The organism is Amycolatopsis umgeniensis, from assembly GCF_014205155.1.
GTDB classification, from domain to species: domain Bacteria; phylum Actinomycetota; class Actinomycetes; order Mycobacteriales; family Pseudonocardiaceae; genus Amycolatopsis; species Amycolatopsis umgeniensis.
On record NZ_JACHMX010000001.1, the window covers coordinates 512,819 to 533,862 of the forward strand.

Sequence of the window (21,044 nt, forward strand, 5' to 3'; positions counted from 1 at the left end):
GAAAACACCGCTCACGGCCGGGCGCCGTCACGGGCCACGATCAAGGCATGACCGAAGACAGCCGTTCCTTCCTCAACCGCCGGTCCATGCTCACCCTCGGCGCGGGTGCCGCGGCCGCGCTGGTGGCCTCGGGTGGCATCGCCGAGGCCGGCCAGTCCGGTGGCCCCGGCGACGCCGAACTCGCCCGGTCCCTGCCCGGCGGGTTCCGCAGCGCGTACGCCCAGGTGAACGGGGTCCGGCTGCACTACGTCTCGGGTGGCCGTGGCGAGCCGCTGATCCTGCTGCCGGGCTGGCCGGAGACGTGGTGGCAGTACCGCAAGATCATGCCCACGCTGGCGAAGCGGTACCGCGTGATCGCCGTCGACCTGCGGGGCATGGGCGGTTCGAGCAAACCGCAGGACGGGTACGACAAGAAGACGATGGCCCGCGACATCTTCGAGCTCGTCCGCTCGCTGGGCTACCGGCAGGCGCATATCGCGGGGCACGACATCGGCGCCATGGTCGCGTTCAGCTTCGCCGCTAACCACCCGGACGCGACGAAGACCCTCACGCTCATGGACGTCTCGCACCCCGACGAAAGCCTGTATCAGATCCCGATGCTGGCCCCGCCCGGACAGCCCGTGCACGTCTGGTGGTTCGCCTTCAACCAGGTCGCCACGCTGCCCGAACAGCTCCTCACCGGCCGGTCGCGCTTCCTCGTCGACTGGATGCTCGACCATCTGACGGCCGATCCTGCCTCGATCGGCGACCGGGACCGGGCGATCTACGCCGCGGCGTACGACCGCCCGGACGCGATCCGCGCCGGGAACGGCTGGTACCAGGCCTTCGGCAAGGACATCGAGGACCAGAAGGCCTACGGCAAGATCACCGCGCCGACACTGGGACTCGGCTCGGAGTTCAACTACGACTATCTCGCGGCGGTCCTGCCGTCCAAGGCGGTGGACGTCCGGGTGCGGAAGATCGCCGGTTCCGGTCACTTCGTCGCCGAAGAGCAGCCGCGAACGGTCATCGACGAGCTGCAGACCTTCCTCGGGTGAGGCTTATACCCCGAATGGGTCAACGACGCCCTCCGAACCGCCCAGTTCACTCGGTCAGGTGAAAGACGCGGCCAGGCGTCATCCTCGCGACGGGTTCCCCTCTTCTCTGGTGTGTCGGTACCGGCCGGGCAGCCCCCCGAACGGCCGGTACCGACACGGAAGTACCGCTCAACCGATCCACCAGCGGGCCTTGTAGCTCCACGCGCCGTGCAGCGCCAGCTCGGCGCGTGGAAAGGCCGGCCGGACCCCGGTCAGAGCGTCACCCCGGATCGGCGGAGCATCACCTCGTCGACCTGGCGGCGTGCGGTCATCGGCGCCGGACGGCCGTAGCCGAGACGCAGCACCGTATGCGGGCGGCCCAGATCGGCGAAGATCCGGTCCAGCGCGATCCTTGTCTCCGGGGTTTCGAACGGCCTGCCGACGAACGACGTCGCGAGCCCGGCCGCCGTCGCGGTCAGCAGCACGCGTTGCAGCACCATCCCCGCCCGCAGGTCGGCGGCCGGCCCGCCGGCCGCGGTCAGGATCGCGCCGAGCACCGGCTCACCGCCTTCGGGCCCGGCGGCGAGGAACGACTCCTGCGCCGGGATGCCGTGCGGTGACGGCGGTTTGGTCGGCGCCGGGACACCGTCCGGGGCGTTGGCCGCCCGCCGCGTCCACAACGCGACTTCCGCCTGGAAAGCGCCGTTGCGCGCCTGAGCGGCTTCGGCCCGGTGCAGTACGCGCGCGACGGCGTTCGCCCGGTCGCCGCGGCCGAACAGCTCCAGCAGCCCGCCTTCGACCAGCGCGGCCGCCCGCAACGTCGTCCGCGCCCACGCCGGTACCGGCCGGTCCTGGAAAGGGCGGCGGTTCGTGTGACGGCGGAAGACGACTTCGGCCAGCCTTCGCTCCTCCGGCGAGGAAAACCGGTCGCCGTCGATCAGGAGGTCGGCGAGCAGATCCGGTTCCTCCGGCCTCGGCAGCACCCGCAGGGAGAGCGTCTTCCCGTTGGAACGCAGGGAAACGATCAGGTTGAACACGGCGGCGCCGCACGAAAGCCGCGCTTCGCGGGCGTCCGGGTCGGCGATCCGGAGTACCCGGGCGCGGTCGAGCCACACCTCGATCCGGTCCCGGTCGACGACGAACCGCCAAGGCTGGGTGTTGAGCGGGGACGGCGCGCGGACGGCCGCCGCCACCGCCTGGTCGACGTGGTTCGGTAACGGGATCTTCATCATGGGCTCCGGGGGAAAGGGGTTGATCCACCTTGGGCCGGGGTATCCGGCGACCGCAGCGGCCGCCGGTCACGAATTCCGAGGACTTTCGCCCCCGATAACCGGCGAGCGAGGACTTAGGACCCTGTGCCACGCGCGGCCGCGATGGGAGTCTCGATGACCGGAACGGAGCCGACCATGACCGACAAATGGACCATTGACGTTTCTCTGCAGCACGGGCCCTACCGAGTACGCGCGGAGGCGTTGCTCCGGCTGGAGGACGGCGGTGAGTTCGTCGGTGTCGGACTCGCGGAGGCCGGGCTGAGAGAGAGTCCGATCTCCCAGGTCGGTTCCTATCTCGCGGTGACGAGGGCGCTTTCGGACCTCACGGCGGAACTGCTGGAGACCGTCGCGTCCGACGTCGCCCGCTCGGTCGAAGTCGACGGAATGCTCGCCGGCCAGTCGACGAACTGAACGGGCTCAGCGCAAGGGGGCGGACCACTCGACCCGGGTGCCGCCCTCTTCCCGCGTCTCCGCCCGGAACGTCCCGCCCGCCTTTTCCGCGCGGTCACGCAGGTTTCGCAGCCCGCCGAAGCCGCCGGGGTGCTCACCGAGCCCGGCGCCGTCGTCGGTGACCACGATCCGCAGGACGTCGTCCTTCACGACGACACTCACGGAGACACCGCTCGCGTGGGTGTGCCGGACGACGTTGCCGACAGTCTCCCGCACCACCGCCTCGGCGTGTTCGGCGAACAGGAAGGGGATCGAGTCGAGCGGTCCGGACAGGCTGACCGTCGGGTGGATCGCGGTGTCGTCGGTGAGTTCGGTGATCGAGTCGTAGAGGCGGTGCCGCAGCCGGACACCTTGCTGGCCCGCCTCGCCGCCGTGGAGGTCGAAGATCGCCGTACGGATCTCGTGCACGATCTCGTGCATCTGGTCGATGCTCTCGCCGATCCGCCGCCGCAGTTCCGGCGAACCCGCCCGGCGGTGCGTGCTCTGCATGGCGAGGCCGACCGCGAACAGCCGCTGGATCACGTGATCGTGCAGATCCCTGGCGATCCGGTCGCGGTCGGCGAGTACGTCGAGTTCCCTGGCCGTGCGCTGCTGCGCGGCGAGCTGGAGCGCGAGCGCGGCCTGGTCGGCGAAGGAGGCCACCACCGGCAACTGGGCGAGCTCGAACGGGACCGAACCCGGGTTCCGCACCGCCATCAGCACCCCGGACGTGCGTTCCCGCGCCCGGAGCGGCACCACGAGCGTCGGGCCGAGGGTGAACTCCCCTTCGCCGTCCAGCACCAGTTCCGGCACGCTGCGCGGGGTCCGGTCGCGATACACCGCCCCCGGCAACGAGGCGGCGACGCTGATCCGCGTCCCGGTCAGTTCCGCCGCACGGGCACCGGCGCAGACGGCGATGGTGAGCTCGTCGGCCTCGTCCTCGCCGTCGGGGCTCACGTCGAGCCTGCCGGAACCGGGCAGTGCCAGCAAAGTGAGATCGGAGCCGGTCAGTTCCAGTGCCCTGCCCGCGATCAGGTTGAGCGCGTCGACGGGATCGGTGCCGCCCAGCAGTTCCGTGGTCACCTCGCTGGTGGCGGCCTGCCACTGCTGGCGGATCCGCGCCTGCTCGTAGAGGTGGGCGTTCTCGATCGCGATCCCGGCCGCGGCGGCGAGTGCCTGGACGACCACCTCGTCGTCGTCGGTGAAACTCTCCCCGCGTTTTTCGGTGAGATAGAGATTCCCGAACACCTCTTCGCGCACCCGGATCGGCACGCCGAGGAACGAGCGCATCGGCGGATGACACGGCGGGAACCCGACCGACGCCGGATGCCGTGAGATGTCGGCCAGCCGCACCGGTTTCGCCTCGTCGATGACGAAACCCAGCAGACCATGACCTTTCGGGAGATGCCCGATCTGTTGTTTCGTCTCACCGTCGATACCGAGATAGACGAATTCGGAGAGCGAACCGTCGTCCGCGATCACCCCGAGGGCACCATAAGTGGCTTCGGCGAGGTCGATCGCCGCCTGCACGATCCGGTGCAGCGTCGCGTCCAGTTCCAGCCCCGACGCGACGGCGAGCACCGCTTCGAGCAGGCCGTCCATCTTGTCGCGCGTGCCGATGAGCCGCTCGATACGGTCCTGGAGATCCCGCAGCACCTCACGCACCCGCAGCTGGGAAAGCGCGCCGGTGACCCGGTCGTCGCTTCCGCCGGGGCGGTCCTTGGCCGACATCCTGCAGCGCCTCCGAAGATCGGGACGACTCGCGGCCGTGGTGACTTTCTCCTCTTTCGGCCCCGTACCGCGGGCGGGGACCGTCTCAACGAGACAACCGTATTGCCCGTGGTGCGACGGCGGGGGAAACCATGACCATACAAGTCACCGGGGTCGGGCGTTTGAACTCCGATCAGGTGAATTCCGTGCTCCGGTCGGCCATGCTGGCCCCGTCGACGCACAACACCCAGCCGTGGCTCTTCCGGTGCACCGGCACCGGGATCGAACTCCACGCCGATCCGCGCCGTATCCTACCGGTCACGGATCCGGACGGACGTGAACTCGTCCTCTCGTGCGGCGCCGCGCTGTTCACCCTCCGGACGGCGATCCACGCACTGGGTTTCCATCCGGCGACCACCCTCATGCCGAGCCGCGCCGATCCGGATCTGCTGGCCGTCGTCCGCCCGCTCGTCGAACGCACGCCCGATCCGAAGGTCACCCGGCTCGCCCGCGCGATCCCCCGCCGCCGCACCAACCGCCGGCCGTTCGTGTCCTGCGTCGTCCCGCGGCCCACACTCGCCACGCTCCGCCACGCCACCGAACTCGAGCACGCCTGGATGCCGAGCCTCGACGCCGAGCAGTGCCGTCTCCTGCGTGACCTCGCCGCACGGGCGCACCGTGACCAGCTCGCCGATCCAGCCTTCGTCGCCGAACTCGGCCGCTGGACCGAATTGGCCGCCGGCACTCGCGACGGGGTGCCGTCTTACGCGACCGAAGGCTCCCCCGCCGACGAAAGCTGGCTCCTGGAGGAATTCGGCGTCATGAGTACCGGCACCCGGCCGGATCCGCTGGTGGTGGTCATCGGGTCGCTGACCGACGGACGGCTCGACCGGCTGCAATCGGGGCAGGCGCTGCAAAGGGTGCTGCTCACCGCGAACGGCGCGGGACTCGACGCGTCGTTCATCTCGCCGCCGATCATGGTCCGCGCGGCACGCGCCGAACTCCGCCGTCTTCTCGGCTGCGGGGTGTGGCCGCAGGTGCTGCTGCGCGTCGGCTACGGCTCGCCGCTGCCGTGGACGCCGCGCCGCCCGCTGGAGGACGTCATGCTCGACACGCTCGTTTCCGCGTGAGCGGCGGTGGCTCAGTGGCGGCGCAGTTCCGTGGCCAGCACGGCCGCCTGTGTGCGCCGCTGCATCCCGAGTTTCGTCAGCAACCGGGACACATAGTTCTTGACGGTCTTCTCGGCGAGGAACATCCGCTCGGCGATCTGCCGGTTGGTCAGCCCCTCGCCGATCAGTTCCAGCAGCGTCCGTTCCTGATCGGAAAGCCCGGCGAGCGGGCCCTTCTTCGCGGCGTCGTCCCGGAACTTCGCCATCAGCGTCGCGGCGGCCCGCGCGTCCAACAATGACCGGCCGAGGCCGACCTCCTTGACCGCGGCCACCAGATCCATCCCCCGGATGTCCTTGATGACGTAGCCGCTGGCACCCGCCATGATCGCGTCCAGCATCGCCTGCTCGTCGGTGTAGGACGTGAGCATCAGGCATTTCAGTTCGGGGATCTTGGACCGCAGTTCGCGTGCGAGCTCGACGCCGTTGCCGTCCGGCAGCCGCACGTCGAGCACCGCGACGTCCGGCCGCAGTGCCGGAATCCTCGCCAGCGCCTGGGAGAAGGTGGCCGCCTGACCGACGACGCACAGGCCGGTGTCCTCCTCGAGCATGTCCGCGACCCCTCGACGGACCACCTCGTGGTCGTCGACCAGAAACACCCGGAGCATTCCGACCTCCACGGTTTCCCCCTCTTCGGCTCTGAGCGTACGGTGCACGACCGGTCACTGCGACAGGTCGAAGGACCCTGTTCGGCACCCGTTCGAGTGCCTGCCGCCGACCGGACCAGGTTCATTTGCATCATTCGAGTCAGGACGTTCTGTTCTTCCCGGCGCAGTCGGCCGCTGCGACGATCAGCCCATGTCCGAGACCACGCTTTCGCCGGCCCCTTCGTCCGGCTCTACCGACCCGGCCGACGAGCTCGTGGCCATGTACGACCGCGTCCGTTTCTATCGAGCCCGCGCCGAACAGCTCCAGTACGCGTTGGACCACCGGCTGCCGATCGAGCAGGCGAAGGGCATTCTCGCCGAGCGATACCAAATCGACATCGATGCGGCGTTCGAATTGCTGCGCTCCTTCTGTCGCAACAACAACATGAAGATCCACGACGTCGCCAGGACCCTCATCGAACAGCCGAGCGAAGGCGACCGACGAGTATCTTGCTGAGTCACGCCAAGCTCGGCGGGGGGCCCGCGACCACCACCGGCGCCGCAGACACCGCGGGCACGGACTGGGCCATGAACCGAACGCCCCTCAGACTTCGGGTGCTCGTCGCGGACGACAACCCGGTCATCGGCGACGCCCTGCGTGCCCTCCTGGAGACCGAGCCGGACATCGAGGTGGTGGCCATCGCGCTGGACGCGGTCGAGGCGGTCGCGCTCGCGGAACAGCTGGTCCCGGAGGTCGCCGTCCTGGACGTCCGGATCCCCGGCGGGGGTGGCGCGTGGATGGCGAGGGAGATGCGGCGGCGAGTGCCGCATACCCGGCTGATGGCGTTCTCCGCGCACAGCGACACCCGGTCCATCGCGCAGATGGCGTCCGCGGGCGTCACCGAGTACCTCGTCAAGGGCAGCCCCAACACCGAGATCGTCGCGGCCATCCGACGTCTCTGCGCGAACAGCGCCAACGGCACGGAGTAGCACGGGCATCAGTCCGCGAGCCAGCGTTCCATACAGGCCAGCAACTCCGCCGCGTTCACCGGTTTGGTGACGTAGTCGCTCGCCCCGGCGGCGAGGCTCTTCTCGCGATCCCCTTCCATCGCCTTCGCGGTCACCGTGATGATCGGCAGGCCGGCGAATCTCGGCATCTCGCGGATCGCCGCCGTCGTCGCGTGACCGTCCATCTCGGGCATCATCACGTCCATCAGGATCAGGTCGATGCCGTCGTCGGACAGCAGTTCCTCGATGCCCTTGCGGCCGTTCGGCGCGTGCACGACCGACAGCCCGTGCAGTTCGAGCATCCCCGAGATCGCGAACACATTGCGGGCGTCGTCGTCGACGAGGAGGACCTTGCGCCCCTGCAGCCGCGGCGATCCCGTCGGCGGGTCGGCGACCTTCACCGTCTCCTCCGGCGTGACCTCGGGCTGCTGCATCAGCGGCAGGATGCCCTCGAGCTCGCTGGCCGAGATGTGCAGCATGATGCGTTCCCGCAGCATGTCGAGTGAAGGCAGCAGCTCGACGGGATGCACCCGCGCGTGCCCTTGCAGCAACCGGTCCTGCGCGGCGCTGAGCTTGCGGGTCGCGTGCGCCAGCACCGGGACTTCGACAGGGGCCGGCCCGTCGGCGAGACGTTTGAGGAACGTCAAAGCGCCCGTTCCCGGGATGCTGGTGTCGAGGACGACGCAGCGGTAGTTTTCGCGCTTCAATTCCTCGAACGCCTCCGCCGGATTCGCCACCGCCCGCACCTGGACCGAGCCGTGACTGTCCGCGATGTCGGCCGCGACACCGCGAGCGAGCAGGGTCAGCAGGCTGTTCTGCTCGCTCTCCACGACCAGGACCCGCCGCTCCGCCCCCGAACTATCCACAGTGGACTCGCCGGGGCTCGCAGGTACGGTGAACCGGGCCACCGGCAGGTAGAGGGTGAACGTGCTGCCGGTGCCCAGCACGCTGTCCGCCCGGATCTCGCCGCCGAGCAGGTACGCGACCTCACGGCTGATCGACAGGCCGAGCCCGGTGCCGCCGTACTTGCGGCTGGTGGTGCCGTCGGCCTGCTGGAAGGCGCCGAAGATCGAATCGAGGTTCTCCTCGGCGATCCCGATCCCGGTGTCGATCACGCTGAACGCGACCAGGGACTCGTGCCCCGCCGCGGAGGGCGAAACGATGGTGTCGACCAGTTTCACCCGCAGCTCGACGCTGCCGTCTTCGGTGAACTTGACCGCGTTCGACAGCAGGTTCCGCAGCACCTGCCGCAGCCGCTGCTCGTCGGTGAACAGCAGTTCCGGCACGTTGGGCTCCACCGCGACCTGGAAGTCGAGCCCCTTCTCCGCGGTCAGCGGACGGAACGTGGTGCCGACGTAGTCGAGCAGCTGCCGCAACGGGAACGGCTCGTGATGGATGTCCATCTTGCCCGCCTCGACCTTCGAAAGATCGAGGATGTCGTTGATCAGCTGCAGCAGGTCGGTGCCCGCGGACTGGATCACCTTGGCGAACTCGACCTGTTTCGGCGTCAGGTTCTGGGTCGAGTTCTGGGACAGGACCCCGGCGAGGATCAGCAGGCTGGTCAACGGGGTCCGGAGTTCGTGCGACATGTTGGCCAGGAACTCGGACTTGTACTTCGACGCCAGCGCGAGCTGCTGCGCGCGTTCCTCGATCTCCTGGCGCGCTTGCTCGATTTCGAAGTTCTTGACCTCGATGTCGCGGTTCTGCCGCACCAGCAGTTCGGCCTTCTCCTCGAGCTCGGCGTTGGACCGCTGGAGTTCCGCCTGCTGCGCCTGGAGTTCCTCCGAGCGTGCCTGCAGTTCCTCGGCCAGGCGCTGGGATTCCTCCAGCAGGGAGTCGGTCCGCGCGTTGGCGATGATCGTGTTGACGTTGACGCCGATGGTCTCCATCAGCTGTTCGAGGAAATCCTTGCGGACGGCGCTGAACTCACCGAACGACGCCAGTTCGATGACGCCGAGCACCTGGTCCTCGAAGACGATCGGCAGCACGATCAGGGTGACCGGCGGGGCGGAGCCGAGACTCGACGAGATCTTCACGAAGTCCGGCGGTGTCCGGTCGACGACGATCGGTTTCTTGGTCTGCGCGGCCTGCCCGATCAACGACTGGCCCAGCGCGAAGTCCGGCGGCGTGTCCGGGGCGTCGCTGTGCCCGTAGCTGGTGATCAGGCGCAGCCGCGTGCCACTCTCGCCGGACTCGGTGAGGAACAGCGTCCCGTGCTGCGCGCCGACCAGCGGCGTCAGCTCGTTCATGATGAGCGTCGCCACCACCCGCAGATCGCGGTGGCCCTGCATCAGACCCGATATCCGCGCCAGGTTGGTGTTGAGCCAGTCCTGTTCCTCGTTCGCCCGCGTGGTCTCACGCAGCGACCGGACCATCGCGTTGATGTTGTCCTTCAGTTCCGCGACTTCGCCCTGCGCTTCGACGGAGATCGACCGGGTGAGGTCGCCGGTGGCCACCGCGCTGGTGACCTCGGCGATCGCCCGGACCTGGCGCGTCAGGTTCCCGGCCAGTTCGTTGACGTTCTCCGTCAGCCGTTTCCAGGTCCCCGAAACGCCTTCGACCTCGGCCTGACCGCCGAGCCGTCCCTCACTGCCGACCTCGCGCGCGACGCGCGTGACCTCCGCGGCGAACGCGGAAAGCTGTTCGACCATCGTGTTGATCGTGGTCTTGAGCTCCAAGATCTCGCCGCGCGCGTCGACGTCGATCTTGCGGGAGAGGTCGCCCTGCGCGACGGCGGTGGTCACCTGGGCGATGTTGCGGACCTGTCCGGTGAGGTTGTTCGCCATCGAGTTGACGTTGTCGGTGAGGTCCTTCCAGGTGCCGGCGACATTCGGCACCCGGGCCTGCCCGCCGAGGATGCCCTCGGTACCGACCTCGCGCGCCACCCGGGTGACCTCGTCGGCGAACGCCGAAAGCGTGTCGACCATCGTGTTGATCGTCTGCGCGAGCGCGGCGACCTCACCCTTGGCCTCGACGGTGATCTTCTGCGACAGGTCTCCCCTGGCGACCGCGGTCGCGACCTGGGCGATGGAGCGGACCTGGTCGGTCAGGTTGTCGGCCATGACATTGACCGACTCGGTCAAGCTCTTCCACGTCCCCGACACCCCCTTCACATCCGCCTGACCACCCAACCGCCCTTCCGTACCGACCTCGCGGGCGACCCGGGTGACCTCGTCGGCGAACGACGACAGCTGGCCGACCATCGTGTTGATCGTGTCCTTGAGCTCCAGGATCTCGCCGCGCGCGTCGACGCGGATCTTCTGCGACAGGTCGCCCTTCGCCACCGCCGTGGTGACCTCCGCGATCGAGCGGACCTGGTCGGTGAGGTTGTCGGCCATGACGTTCACCGACTCCGTCAAGCCCTTCCACGTCCCCGACACCCCCTTCACATCCGCCTGACCACCCAACCGCCCCTCGGTGCCGACCTCGCGGGCGACACGGGTGACCTCGTCGGCGAACGACGACAGCTGATCCACCATCGTGTTGATCGTGTTCTTCAACTCCAGGATCTCGCCCCGCGCGTCGACGGTGATCTTCTGCGACAAGTCGCCCTTCGCCACCGCCGTGGCCACCTGGGCGATCGAACGCACCTGCGCGGTGAGGTTGCCCGCCATGAAGTTCACCGACGTCGTCAGATCCCGCCAGGTGCCCGCCACACCGGGAACCTGGGCCTGCCCACCGAGGGCGCCCTCGGTGCCGACCTCGCGGGCGACACGGGTGACCTCGTCGGCGAACGACGACAGCTGATCCACCATCGTGTTGATCGTGTTCTTCAGCTCCAGGATCTCGCCCCGCGCGTCGACCGTGATCTTCTGCGACAGGTCGCCCTTCGCCACCGCCGTGGTGACCTCCGCGATCGAGCGGACCTGATCGGTGAGGTTGCCCGCCATGAAGTTCACCGACGTCGTCAGATCCCGCCAAGTCCCCGCCACACCGGGAACTTCCGCCTGACCGCCCAGCCGTCCTTCACTGCCCACCTCGCGCGCGACACGGGTGACCTCGTCGGCGAACGACGACAGCTGATCCACCATCGTGTTGATCGTGTTCTTCAGCTCCAGCATCTCGCCCTTGACGTCGACGGTGATCTTCTGCGACAGATCCCCCTTCGCCACCGCCGTCGCGACCTCGGCGATGTCGCGGACCTGACCGGTGAGGTTGCCCGCCATCGCGTTCACCGAATCGGTGAGGTCCTTCCAGGTCCCCGACACCGAGGGCACCGCCGCCTGCCCGCCGAGTTTGCCGTCGGTCCCCACCTCGCGGGCGACCCGGGTGACCTCGGAGGTGAACAGCGCCAACTGGTCGACCATGCCGTTGAAGACGACGGCCATCTCGTCCATCAGCACGTCGTCCACCTGAGGCAGCCGCGTGCTGAAATCGCCGTCGCGAACGGCTTTCAGCCCCTCCAGCAGTCGCTGCAAGCCTTGGTCGTCGATCGCCCCGCCTGCTCGGACCGCGTCTCTCGATCCACGCTTGTTCCCCGGTTCCGGCATCGAGGTGCCTCCTTCGTTCGGGTTCCCCAGGTCCAGGGGGAGACCGTCATCTCCGCACGACCCCGGGAGAGGCCAGCGGAATCCAGAAGGCCACGGACGTACCTTCACCCGGCTTGCTGGAAACCCGGAACCATCCTTGCGCCGCTTCCGCGCGCTCACGCATCGATGCCATACCGATGTGCTCGCCCGACAACGCTTCGTGAGAGGTCTCGCCGCCCGGCTTCATCCCGTCACCGTTGTCGGCGACCTCCGCCAGCAGCCCGCCGTCCTGTCCGGCCAGTGACACCGCGACGGCGGTGGCGTTCGCGTGTTTCCGCACGTTCACCAGCGCCTCCTGGAGGATCCGGAAGGCGGTGACGACGAAGTCGGGTGGCGGTTTGGCGGTGAAATCGTGGCGCAGCGTGCTGTCCAGCCCCCAGCCACCGACGACCTCGTCGAGGTAGTCACGGACGGAGGCGATCAGATCCTCGTCGTTCAGCGCGGGCGGCCGCAATTGGGCGACCAGGATCCGCAGCCGCCGGATCGCCCCTTGAATCGCGTCGTCGAGTTGCATCAAAGCGGAATCCCGCCGTTGCGCGGCGAGCATCTGCAAGCGCATGCTCACCGCGATCATCGACTGGATGGAATCGTCGTGAACATCCCACGCGATACGACGGCGTTCGGTTTCCTGTGCCCGGACCAAATGCGCGAACGCCTGCCGTCGCCCGGTCTTTTCTTCCTGTGATTTCCGGCGTTCGGTGAGGTCGCGGGTGACTTTGCCGAAACCGACGAGAGTGCCCTCCTCGTCGCGTAACGCGGTGATCACGGTGTTGGCCCAGAACCGCTCGCCACCGCTGCGGACGCGCCAGCCCTCGTCCTCGTGGCTGCCCACCTCCGCGGCCATCAGCAGTTCGGTGGCGGGTTTCCCGTCGGCGACGTCGTCCTCGGTGTAGAAAACGGAGAAATTCCTCCCGAGGATCTCCTCCTCGGAATACCCCTTGATCCGCTCCGCCCCCGGGTTCCAGCTGATCACCCGGCCGTCGACGTCCAGCATGTAAATGGCGTAGTCGACGACGCTGTGCACGAACAACTCGAAGAGCACAGCATTGCGGTGATCGGGCGCCTGTTCCGATGGCAGCTTGGCCATAGTGCAGCTTGGCACTCGGATACGCCCCACCGCTACGGCCGTTCGAGGAGGCCATTCTTCCGCGCATGCGCCACGGCTTCGAGTTTCGAATGGGTACCGGTCTTCACCAGGATCCGTTGCACGTGATTCCGCACGGTATTCCGCGCGAGCCGCAACTCTTCCGCGATCCGGTCGGTTCCCGCGCCGTCGGCGATCAGGCCGAGCACCTGTCGTTCCCGCACGGTCAGCACCGGTCCGAGCCTGCCGGAGCTCCCGGCCAGCATGGCCAGCGCCCCGCCGAGCAGTTCGGGGTCGATGATCACGTCGCCCGCAGCGACGGTGCGGATCGCCGTGACCAGCTCGTCGAGGAGACCCGATTTCAGCAGCAGCCCGGCTCCGCCGACCTCGAGGATCCTGGCGGCGATGGCGCTGTTCGCGTCACCGGTCAGCACGAGCACCCTGATCGACGGCGAAATCGCGCGGAACCTCGCGATCGCCTCGATCCCGTCGCCGTCCGGCAGGCGCCGGTCGAGCAGGACGATGTCGGGCAGATGCTCCTCCGCCGCGATCATCCCGTGCGCGAGGGACTCCACCGACGCCACCAGGTGGATCTCCGGGAACTCCTCGAAAGCGGCGCCGAGTGCCTCGGCGACCATCTTGTGGTCCTCGACCAGGAGCACCCTGATCGGACCCGCGGCCGGGGGCAGGGGCAGCGGGGAGGTCGGATCAACCATGCACCTTCTCCGTCGATCGTGGTCTCGCCGGGACCATTGTCCGGCAGATTCCAGGAAAGCAATCCTGCTCACGGCCGCATTCACCCTCGTGCCGGTCCGCCGACCAGTGCGACCGGGCACCGCGCGCGGCCCAGCAGCGCCTGCGCCGTGCTCCCGAGCCCACCACCGGACGAGCCGATCACGATCAGCCCCGCGTGCGGGACGACGCGGATGAGCGCGCGGGCCACGTTGCGGTCGCGGACGATCGCGAGCCGGAGGCCGACGCCGGGGTACTTGTCACGCCAGGCCGCCATCCGGTCCTCCAGCGCGCGTTCCTCCGCCGCTTCCACACTCGCCAGCTCGGCACCCGCTTCGAGAACGCCGTCGTGCCAGGCGTGGACGACGACCAGGTCGGTGTTCCGCGCCGAAGCGCCGTCGAGCGCGAAGGCCAGGGCCCGTTCACTGGCACCGGACGGATCGACCCCGACGACCACTTCACCCCGACGGGGGGCGGTCAGCCCGCGGACGACGACCACCGGACACCCCGCGTGGCCTGCCACCTCCGCGGCGACCGCGCCGATCGGGGCTCCGCGCAGCGCGCCGAAACCGTGTGTTCCCAGCACCAGCAGCGACGCCGACCTCGACGCCGCGACCAGTTCGCCCGCGACCTCGCCGAGTTTCACCTCGTGTTCGGTGGGCACCGCCGGCTCGGCTTCCTTCGCGACACTCGCGGCGGTGAGGTTGTCCTGTGCCGCACCGCTCTCCCAGCGACGTCCGTCGATGTGAAGGAGCTTCAGGGTGCTGTCCCGCCTCGCCGCCTCCCCCGCCGCCCAGCGCACCGCCGCCCGCGAAGACTGCGAGGAGTCCACGCCGACGACCACGTCGGCACGCCGCTGGATCCCGGTCATCACCGGCCTCCCGTCCCGCCGCCGTCACCGGCGGACGTCCGCCGACAGCCTGCCCGCCCGCGTGACGCGGGCACAGGGCATGAAGTCCTTTTCCCAGAACGGGAGACGGGGATTCCGCCGGACATTGTCCCACCGTCGCCGACGGGCTCGGCCATTCGAGGCCAAGCCGTGACACGCCGTACCCGATCGGCGACTTAGTGGGGTCTTTGTGCCCTCGATGCCACTACCTTCGGCGGTGACCGGAGTGGCCCGCGATACCGCATGGTCGAGGGTGACAAACTGCCGGATCGGCGAGGGGAAAGGGTGACCGGGACGTGACCACGAGGATCTGCGAGACCCGCCGCCGTCCCGGCACGCACGCTGGCGCCCTCCGGATGCTGGTATCCGCCGAACTCGAGAAACCGCCGAGGGTCGCGGTGAAACCCGAGGCGCCGGCCAAGAACGATGCCACCCGCTACCACTTCCCGCGATGGAACCCGCGGGACCGGCGCGTCCAGCGGCTGCGCGGCTGGCTCAGCGGCGCGACCGGCTGAGACCGGGCGGCCCGTCAGACCGGGCGCCACCGGCCGATGTCGGCCTCCATCGGCACGATCCTGGTCAGCGACGAGCGGATCTTCAGTTCCGCTGCCCGGTCACGTCCTCGGGTGCCGCGTGGGGCGTACGGGTAGAACGCACCGCGCTCCCGGCGGTAGACCATCGTCAGCCTCGGATGACGCATGTCCCGCAGTTCGGCGAAGTCGACGGTCGTGTGCAGCAGCCAGGACGCGAAGCCCGCCTGCGCGAGCCTGTCGTTGACATCGACGAGGTCGTCGAGCAGCCAGCCCAGATCGCCGTTCTCCCGCCAGCAGCGCACGATCGTCCGTCCGTGCGCGTCGTGGGTGACCACGTTGCGGCGGGCGGAGTCCCCGGCGAGACCGGCGATGATCTCCGCTTCCGTCCCGTCACCCGGACGACCGTCGGGGATGAAGCAGACCGTCCCCGACCCGGTCGGTGCGAGCCCGTATCCGGACCTCAGCGTCACTACCGCCGACCTCAGCTCCAGCAACGGAAGCAGGCTCGGCCGTACCGAGCGGCTCTTCCCCAGAAGGCTTCCCAGCAGCGCCATGACCTCACGCATCCTCTCTTAGGCGTGAAGCCTTTCCCATCGGGCCTTCGTGCCCAAGGGCCGCACGGTCGCGCGTTCACCGGGACAAGTCCCCGGTTCAGGTGACCAACGGCCCTACCGGCGACTTCCGGTCGATTTTCGGTAGTTGTCACCGGCCTCGCGGCCGAAGAAGTTTCTCGCTGTCCACCGTACCGTCCACGACAGCGTGCGCGACGTCCGACAGCTTGCTGTTCGAACTGCGGGCGAAGGAGCGCATCCGCTGAAACGCCGTGCTGACTCCGATACCGGCACGCTCGGCGAGCACGCCCTTCGCCTGCTCGATGATGACCCGGCTGTCGAGCGCCGACTGCAACTGTGCCGAAAGCGTCCGGTAGTGGCGCACTTCCCGTTGCTGGCGAAGGCAAAGGGTCGCGACATCGGCCAGCGCCTGACCCAGCCGTCGGTCTTCGGCACTCAAGACCGCGGTTTCGACACTGAGGAACGTGACCGCACCGACGGTTTCCTCCATCGTGCGCAACGGAAGTGCGGAAACCGCGGCATAGCCCAGATCCGTCATCCTGGCGACGTAATCGGGCCAGCGCGCGACCTCGGCGGAGAGGTCCTTGACCGCGACGTCGTTGCCGGTTTCGAAAGACTCACGCGCGGGCCCTTTCTCGCCCGCCGCGGAGTATCGCTCGAGTTTCAGACCGGGCAGGAAGACTTCCATCGAGTCGATCGGCAGCAACCGCACACATTCGCTGGACAGCGTGTCCACGATCCGATCCGGACCGAGATCCTCCGTGACACTCGCTGTCAGACCCGTGAATGCCGCGCAGACCGCGGACTCCCTGTCCACCCCTGCGACGATCCCCTCGCGCCAGATATTCACTAGAGCGATTTTGGCCCGCACCATGGCACCCGGCAACGCCCAGATGGAGGATCCTGCACGAGGACGTCTCGGATTACGGCGACCGGGTGATGCCGCCGAGCCGCCGTCCGCGAGGTTCTTATTGCTTCCGCAGGGAAATCGGCGGAACGGTATTCGCCCGCAGTGCATCTTCGTCCAGAGTGGACTCTCCGATTCCCGCCTTGCCGATCTTCTCCGCGACGAAGGCGACCGGATCGATCAGCACATCGGCCCTGCCACTGAGGAAAGCCCACTCGTGCTCGTCCGAGCCGTAGTAAAGAGCGGTCCCGAACGACTCGGTGAACCGGCGCCACGACGTGATCAGCGTCTGGTTACGCCACAGTGTGGGGCAGCCCCCTTGACAGCCGACCACCCCGCCCTCAGCCAGCAGAGCCGCGCACCGGGCCAGGAAATCGTTACCGTACAACCGGTTGTGCTGTGCCTCCGGATCGTCGTTCTCGTCCGGCAGGTCGATCACGACCACGTCGTAGGAATCCCCGCGCTCCCGCGCTTCGGCGAGGAACTCCCAGCCGTCGCGATAGTGGACACGGATCTTTCCTTCCCCTTTTTCCGCAAGGGCGAGATCTTCGAGCGTGTAGCCGTAGGGAAGGTATTCGGCGCAGACCCGGACAGCCTCGGCGTCGATGTCGACGTGGTCGACCACCTCGGCCCCGGCGGCGACAGCGAGTTCGGAAGCGACCCCTTCGCTGGAGCCGATGATCAGCACGCGCTCAACACGGTCCGCGAGCAGCAGCGACGGGATCATCAACGCCTCGTGGTAGACGAGCTGGCTCAGCTCCGTGCTCTGCCGCTCGTCGTCGCAGAACAGGGAGATCCCCTGCGCCGTCCGTCCGATGAGGACGTTCTGGAACGCGGTACGGCCCTCGAACAGGACCTCCTCCACGTCCCAGTTCCGGGTGAGCCCCGCGCCCATCGGCTCGACGATCACTCGTTGCGCCATCAGTTCTCTCCTCGTTCCACAGTGGACATCCGGACGGTGCCGGCGCCCAGCATCTTCGCCAGCAACGCGACGGCACGCTCCGGATCCGCCCGGTCGCCGCAGGTGAACACGTCCACGAAAACCGACCCGATCTCCGGATAGGTGTGCACGGACGCATGCGATTCGGCCAGCAGCGCGAGTACGGTGACCCCTTGCGGGGCGAAAGAATGCGAAACGACCTCGCAGACCGTCGCCCCCGCCTCGGTCACCGCTTCGGCGAGGGTCTTCTTCAGGAGCACGGCGTCGTCGAGCAGCGACGGCTCGATGCCCTCGAACTCCGCGAGGACGTGACGGCCGGCGAACCGGCCGACGAGTGACTCTTCACCAGGCATCGGCGAACCTCCCCACACAATAGGTGCGCAACGGCTCGATCCCGTTGAAGGCGACGGACGAATAGCTGGCGGTATAGGCACCCGTGCCCGGGATGTCCAGCCGGTCACCCGCCTTCAACGACCTCGGCAGCGCGCACGGCGTCCGCTGGTACAGCACGTCGTCACCATCGCAGGTCGGTCCCGCGAGGACCACCGGCCCTTCCGGACCCTTAACGCCGACGGCCTCCAGCCGATACGCGACGGCTTCGTTCTCACACTCCGCCATTCCGTTGTACCTGCCGACGTCGAGGTACACCCAGCGGCGTTCGTCGGCGGCGGCGCGGGTGGTCACCAGGACGACTTCGGTCCTGATGAGACCGGCGTCCGCGACGATCACGCGGCCCGGCTCGAGCATCAGTTCCGGTCCGGGCAGATGCGCCGCGAGGGCGTCGTGGATCACCGCCGCGTAGTCCGGGAGAGACGGCACGGGTTCCCGGTGCTCGGTGGCGAACCCGCCGCCGATGTTGAGCCGCTCCAGGCGGACACCGGCTTCGGCGGCGACCTTGGCCGCCGTCGCGATCCCGATCTCCCAAGCGGTCGGATCCGGTTGCTGAGAGCCGACGTGGAACGCGATTCCCGGGCGCAGCCCCGCTTCCATTACTTGACGGAGCAAAGTGGCGGCCACCGCGGGCTCGCAGCCGAATTTGTGCCCGAACGGCGTGACCGAGTCCGGACCGCCGGTCAGCAGCCGGACCGAAACCAGCGAGCCGGGCGCGTGCTCGGCCAGATTCGCCAGATCACCGGAGGAATCCGTGGTGAATTCACGGACTCCGCGCGCGTACGCGAAAGCGATGTCCGCCGGTTTCTTGATCGTGTTGCCGTAGGCCAGTTCCGTCGCCCGCGCGCCCCGGGACAGGCACAACCCGATCTCCGCCGTACCCGCCACGTCGAACCCCGCCCCGGTCGACAGCACCGCGTCGAGCACCTCGGGAACGGGGTTGGCCTTGACCGCGTACCGGATCAGCGCGCCCGGGAACGCCGCCGAGACCGCGGCCGCACGCTCCGCGACCAGGTCGGTGTCCACGACCAGGCACGGTGTCGGCGGCTCACGATCCGACAGGAAGGCGCGGATCCGGTTCAGGCTTGCGGTCACGAGCCCCAGGGTGTCAAAGGCCGATCATCGGGGCGGAACCCGGGGTCACGCCCGGGCGTCGTCCGAGGCCTGTGTGGGCAGTTCCACCCCGTGCTCGGCGGCCAGTCGCTCCAGATTGGCCAGATCGGCGCCGACGGCGGAGGCACGGTCCTCATCCGAGTCCCGCCTGGCGATCCGGACGTCCTCCCTCGCCTGCCGTACCCGGTCCCGCAGATTCACCGCGAACTCGCTCATCGTGCACCCCCGATCTCCCGCATCTTGTCTGCTTTCACCCTAGGACCCCTCGAATCGGTCACCGACGTGATCTGTGTCATCACGGGTTCGTTCGTGTCGGAGTGAAGCAGTATGACGGCAGGACCCGGGTTTCGCAGATCAGCGGCGGACGACTTTTTCAACCGGCTCCGGCACGGCCGCCCGGCGGCCGATCACCGCGAGCGGGACGAGGGCGCACAGACCGCCCGCGATGGCGACCAGAACGTATCCACCCAGGCCGAACAGATGCCCGGCGAGGAGGCTCGCCGCCGCCGAGGTCCCCCAGACGAAGGCGTCGACCGTGCCCTGCGCCCTCGCTCGCTGGGCGGGCGGCAACTCGCGGCTGAGCATGCCGCTGCCGCCGACGAACACCAGGTTCCAGCCGTAGCCCAGCAGGAACATCGCGACCGGGATGCCCAGATGAGGCGAATCGGGCGCGCCGATCGCGGTGACCGCCGCGACGGCGAGTGTGCCGATCCCGCCGAAGATGGCCGTGCGGCCGCCCCAGCGGTCGGTGATCCAGCCGGACAACGGTGCCAGCGCGAACATCCCGATCAGATGCGCGCTCAGCACCCAGCCGACGACGTCGAGTCCCTGACCGTGCTGGTGCAACTGGACCGGGGTCATCGTCATCACCGCCACCATGGCCACCTGGGCGCCGACCATCGCCACGAGCGGCCCGAGGATCACCGGGTTCCGCACGGACATCCGCTCCCGCCGCGGCACACCCTCCACCGGGGCGGCGAGCCCACGCGGCAGCGAGGCGACGGCGGCCACCGCGACGGCCACGACGAGTGCGCCCGCCAGGATCGGACCGGACAGGGCGGGCAGTTCGGCCGCCTCCGCCCGCGCCGCGGCGGGCGCGATCAAGGCGGGCCCCGCGACCGCGCCGACGGTCCCCGCCCAGACCATTGTGGACAGTGCGAAACCCTTGCGGTGCTCGGGCGACAGGTCGGCGGCCGTGTACCGCGAAAGCTGCGCCCCGCTGTTGCCGAAGCCGATCAAGGGCATACCCGCCACCAGCGCGAGCACGGACCCGCCGAGGACCCCCGCGAACGAGATCAGCGCGCCCGCCACAGCGGCGCCGTACATCAATACCAGGACGAACCGCCTGCCGTAGCGGGCGGCCAGCGCTCCCGACGACAGCGAACCCGCGGCGGAACCGAGTACCAGCACGGCGTTCGGCAGCCCGCTCCACGCGGCACCGGCGTGCTCGACCACGATCAAGGCCGCCGTGGTGGACAGGCCGACGACCGCGGTGCTGAGGCAGGCGACGCCCATGAAGAGCGCGAACATCGGTTTCATGATTCAAACCTAGGGATTCCGGAGGCTCCGGCGAATAGGCTGACGAAGGCCTCGCGGGGGTGCGAGGCGCATCATGAAAGGAATCCGGGCGCGATGACCTTACGATCGGAAAGAGCGCTGGACGACCTCGACTGGCGGCTCGTCGAAACGCTCCAGAGCGACGGGCGGCTCTCGTTCAAGGAACTGGGCCGCCGTGTCAACCTCTCCGCACCCGCCGTCGCCGAACGGGTCCGGCGGCTGGAGGAGGCCGGCGTCATCACCGGGTATCGCGCCCAGGTCGACGCGCGCCGCGCCGGGTACGACCTGCAGGCGTTCGTCGAGATGCGCTGCTCGCTCGGCAGCTGCCTGCTGCGCACCAGCAAGTCGGAGGACTACCCCGAGGTGGTCGAACTGCACCGCCTCAGCGGCGACCGCTGCACCATGCTGAAGGTGCGGGCGGTGTCGCTCGAACATCTCGAGGGCCTCTTCGAACGGCTGGGCAAACACGGCGAGATCAGATCGTCGGTGGTGCTGTCGACGCAGTACGAGGGCAGGCCGGTCGGCCCGCCGGTCGAGGACTTCCTCAAGGCGACCAGGAGCGAGGGCTGGAGCGTCTGACCACCGGTCAGGAATCGAGAAGCGAGCGCCTG

21 protein-coding genes are annotated in these 21,044 nt (G+C 68.5%); 7 read left to right on the plus strand and 14 right to left on the minus strand.

Annotated elements, in window-relative coordinates; all coding sequences use genetic code 11:
- Nucleotides 1–47 precede the first annotated feature (47 nt).
- Nucleotides 48–1,037: an alpha/beta fold hydrolase gene (locus tag HDA45_RS02220; RefSeq protein ID WP_184891637.1), complete on the plus strand. Its 990-nt coding sequence runs from the start codon at nt 48–50 to the stop codon at nt 1,035–1,037.
- A gap of 251 nt (nt 1,038–1,288) precedes the next feature.
- Here the strand turns inward: HDA45_RS02220 and HDA45_RS02225 are convergent, their stop codons facing one another.
- Nucleotides 1,289–2,245, minus strand: coding sequence for an Acg family FMN-binding oxidoreductase (locus tag HDA45_RS02225; protein WP_184891638.1), 957 nt, complete (start codon nt 2,243–2,245; stop codon nt 1,289–1,291).
- A 156-nt stretch (nt 2,246–2,401) separates the two neighbouring features.
- Between HDA45_RS02225 and HDA45_RS02230 the strand changes: the two genes are divergently transcribed.
- Nucleotides 2,402–2,698: a dsRBD fold-containing protein gene (locus HDA45_RS02230; RefSeq protein WP_184891639.1), complete on the plus strand. Its 297-nt coding sequence runs from the start codon at nt 2,402–2,404 to the stop codon at nt 2,696–2,698.
- Nucleotides 2,699–2,704: 6 nt separating this feature from the next.
- Here the strand turns inward: HDA45_RS02230 and HDA45_RS02235 are convergent, their stop codons facing one another.
- Nucleotides 2,705–4,447, minus strand: a complete 1,743-nt coding sequence (locus HDA45_RS02235) for a sensor histidine kinase (RefSeq protein ID WP_184891640.1) — start codon at nt 4,445–4,447, stop codon at nt 2,705–2,707.
- A 131-nt stretch (nt 4,448–4,578) separates the two neighbouring features.
- On the opposite strand from HDA45_RS02235, the gene HDA45_RS02240 reads away from it, so the two are divergent.
- Complete coding sequence (locus HDA45_RS02240) at nt 4,579–5,556, plus strand: Acg family FMN-binding oxidoreductase (protein WP_184891641.1); 978 nt, start codon at nt 4,579–4,581, stop codon at nt 5,554–5,556.
- A gap of 11 nt (nt 5,557–5,567) precedes the next feature.
- Here HDA45_RS02240 and HDA45_RS02245 read toward each other — a convergent pair whose 3' ends face one another.
- The gene (locus HDA45_RS02245) at nt 5,568–6,200 is read right to left on the minus strand and encodes a response regulator (protein WP_184891642.1); all 633 of its coding nucleotides are present in this window, start codon (nt 6,198–6,200) and stop codon (nt 5,568–5,570) included.
- A gap of 190 nt (nt 6,201–6,390) precedes the next feature.
- Here HDA45_RS02245 and HDA45_RS02250 point away from each other — a divergent pair, with 190 nt between their 5' ends.
- Together HDA45_RS02250 and HDA45_RS02255 are read left to right on the plus strand one after the other, a co-directional pair.
- The gene (locus HDA45_RS02250; protein ID WP_184891643.1) at nt 6,391–6,696 is read left to right on the plus strand and encodes an ANTAR domain-containing protein; all 306 of its coding nucleotides are present in this window, start codon (nt 6,391–6,393) and stop codon (nt 6,694–6,696) included.
- A gap of 71 nt (nt 6,697–6,767) precedes the next feature.
- The gene (locus HDA45_RS02255; RefSeq protein WP_221470988.1) at nt 6,768–7,169 is read left to right on the plus strand and encodes a response regulator; all 402 of its coding nucleotides are present in this window, start codon (nt 6,768–6,770) and stop codon (nt 7,167–7,169) included.
- Between the two features lie 8 nt (nt 7,170–7,177).
- Here the strand turns inward: HDA45_RS02255 and HDA45_RS02260 are convergent, their stop codons facing one another.
- The 4 genes from HDA45_RS02260 to HDA45_RS02275 form a co-directional block, all read right to left on the minus strand.
- Nucleotides 7,178–11,677 carry a HAMP domain-containing protein gene (locus HDA45_RS02260; protein WP_184891644.1) on the minus strand — a complete coding sequence of 1,500 codons (4,500 nt, stop codon included), beginning with the start codon at nt 11,675–11,677 and terminating at the stop codon, nt 7,178–7,180.
- Between the two features lie 46 nt (nt 11,678–11,723).
- A complete protein-coding gene (locus tag HDA45_RS02265; RefSeq protein ID WP_221470989.1) occupies nt 11,724–12,803 on the minus strand; it encodes a PAS domain-containing sensor histidine kinase in 1,080 nt (359 codons plus the stop codon).
- 32 nt (nt 12,804–12,835) lie between these two features.
- Nucleotides 12,836–13,516, minus strand: coding sequence for a response regulator (locus HDA45_RS02270; RefSeq protein ID WP_184891645.1), 681 nt, complete (start codon nt 13,514–13,516; stop codon nt 12,836–12,838).
- Between the two features lie 80 nt (nt 13,517–13,596).
- Nucleotides 13,597–14,403, minus strand: a complete 807-nt coding sequence (locus HDA45_RS02275) for a universal stress protein (RefSeq protein WP_221470990.1) — start codon at nt 14,401–14,403, stop codon at nt 13,597–13,599.
- Between the two features lie 314 nt (nt 14,404–14,717).
- Between HDA45_RS02275 and HDA45_RS02280 the strand changes: the two genes are divergently transcribed.
- Nucleotides 14,718–14,936 (plus strand): hypothetical protein, encoded by a 219-nt coding sequence (locus tag HDA45_RS02280; protein WP_184891647.1) that lies wholly within the window; start codon nt 14,718–14,720, stop codon nt 14,934–14,936.
- A gap of 14 nt (nt 14,937–14,950) precedes the next feature.
- On the opposite strand, the gene pspAB is transcribed toward HDA45_RS02280, so the two are convergent.
- From pspAB to HDA45_RS02315, 7 genes are all read right to left on the minus strand, one after another.
- Entirely contained in the window at nt 14,951–15,508 is a 558-nt protein-coding gene (gene pspAB / locus HDA45_RS02285) for a PspA-associated protein PspAB (RefSeq protein WP_184891648.1), read from the minus strand.
- A 148-nt stretch (nt 15,509–15,656) separates the two neighbouring features.
- A complete protein-coding gene (locus HDA45_RS02290; RefSeq protein ID WP_343071961.1) occupies nt 15,657–16,376 on the minus strand; it encodes an ANTAR domain-containing protein in 720 nt (239 codons plus the stop codon).
- 118 nt (nt 16,377–16,494) lie between these two features.
- Nucleotides 16,495–17,355 (minus strand): spermidine synthase, encoded by an 861-nt coding sequence (locus HDA45_RS02295; RefSeq protein ID WP_184891650.1) that lies wholly within the window; start codon nt 17,353–17,355, stop codon nt 16,495–16,497.
- Nucleotides 17,355–17,726, minus strand: a complete 372-nt coding sequence (gene speD, locus HDA45_RS02300) for an adenosylmethionine decarboxylase (protein ID WP_184891651.1) — start codon at nt 17,724–17,726, stop codon at nt 17,355–17,357. Before speD ends, HDA45_RS02295 begins: the two co-directional genes overlap by 1 nt.
- Nucleotides 17,716–18,858 carry a type III PLP-dependent enzyme domain-containing protein gene (locus HDA45_RS02305; RefSeq protein WP_184891652.1) on the minus strand — a complete coding sequence of 381 codons (1,143 nt, stop codon included), beginning with the start codon at nt 18,856–18,858 and terminating at the stop codon, nt 17,716–17,718. The genes speD and HDA45_RS02305 overlap by 11 nt, the downstream gene beginning before the upstream one ends.
- A 45-nt stretch (nt 18,859–18,903) precedes the next feature.
- Nucleotides 18,904–19,092 carry a hypothetical protein gene (locus HDA45_RS02310; RefSeq protein ID WP_184891653.1) on the minus strand — a complete coding sequence of 63 codons (189 nt, stop codon included), beginning with the start codon at nt 19,090–19,092 and terminating at the stop codon, nt 18,904–18,906.
- 138 nt (nt 19,093–19,230) lie between these two features.
- A complete protein-coding gene (locus HDA45_RS02315; RefSeq protein WP_184891654.1) occupies nt 19,231–20,415 on the minus strand; it encodes an MFS transporter in 1,185 nt (394 codons plus the stop codon).
- Between the two features lie 93 nt (nt 20,416–20,508).
- Between HDA45_RS02315 and HDA45_RS02320 the strand changes: the two genes are divergently transcribed.
- On the plus strand, nt 20,509–21,012 hold the full coding sequence (locus HDA45_RS02320) for an Lrp/AsnC family transcriptional regulator (RefSeq protein WP_184891655.1): 504 nt from the start codon (nt 20,509–20,511) through the stop codon (nt 21,010–21,012).
- Nucleotides 21,013–21,044 lie beyond the last annotated feature (32 nt).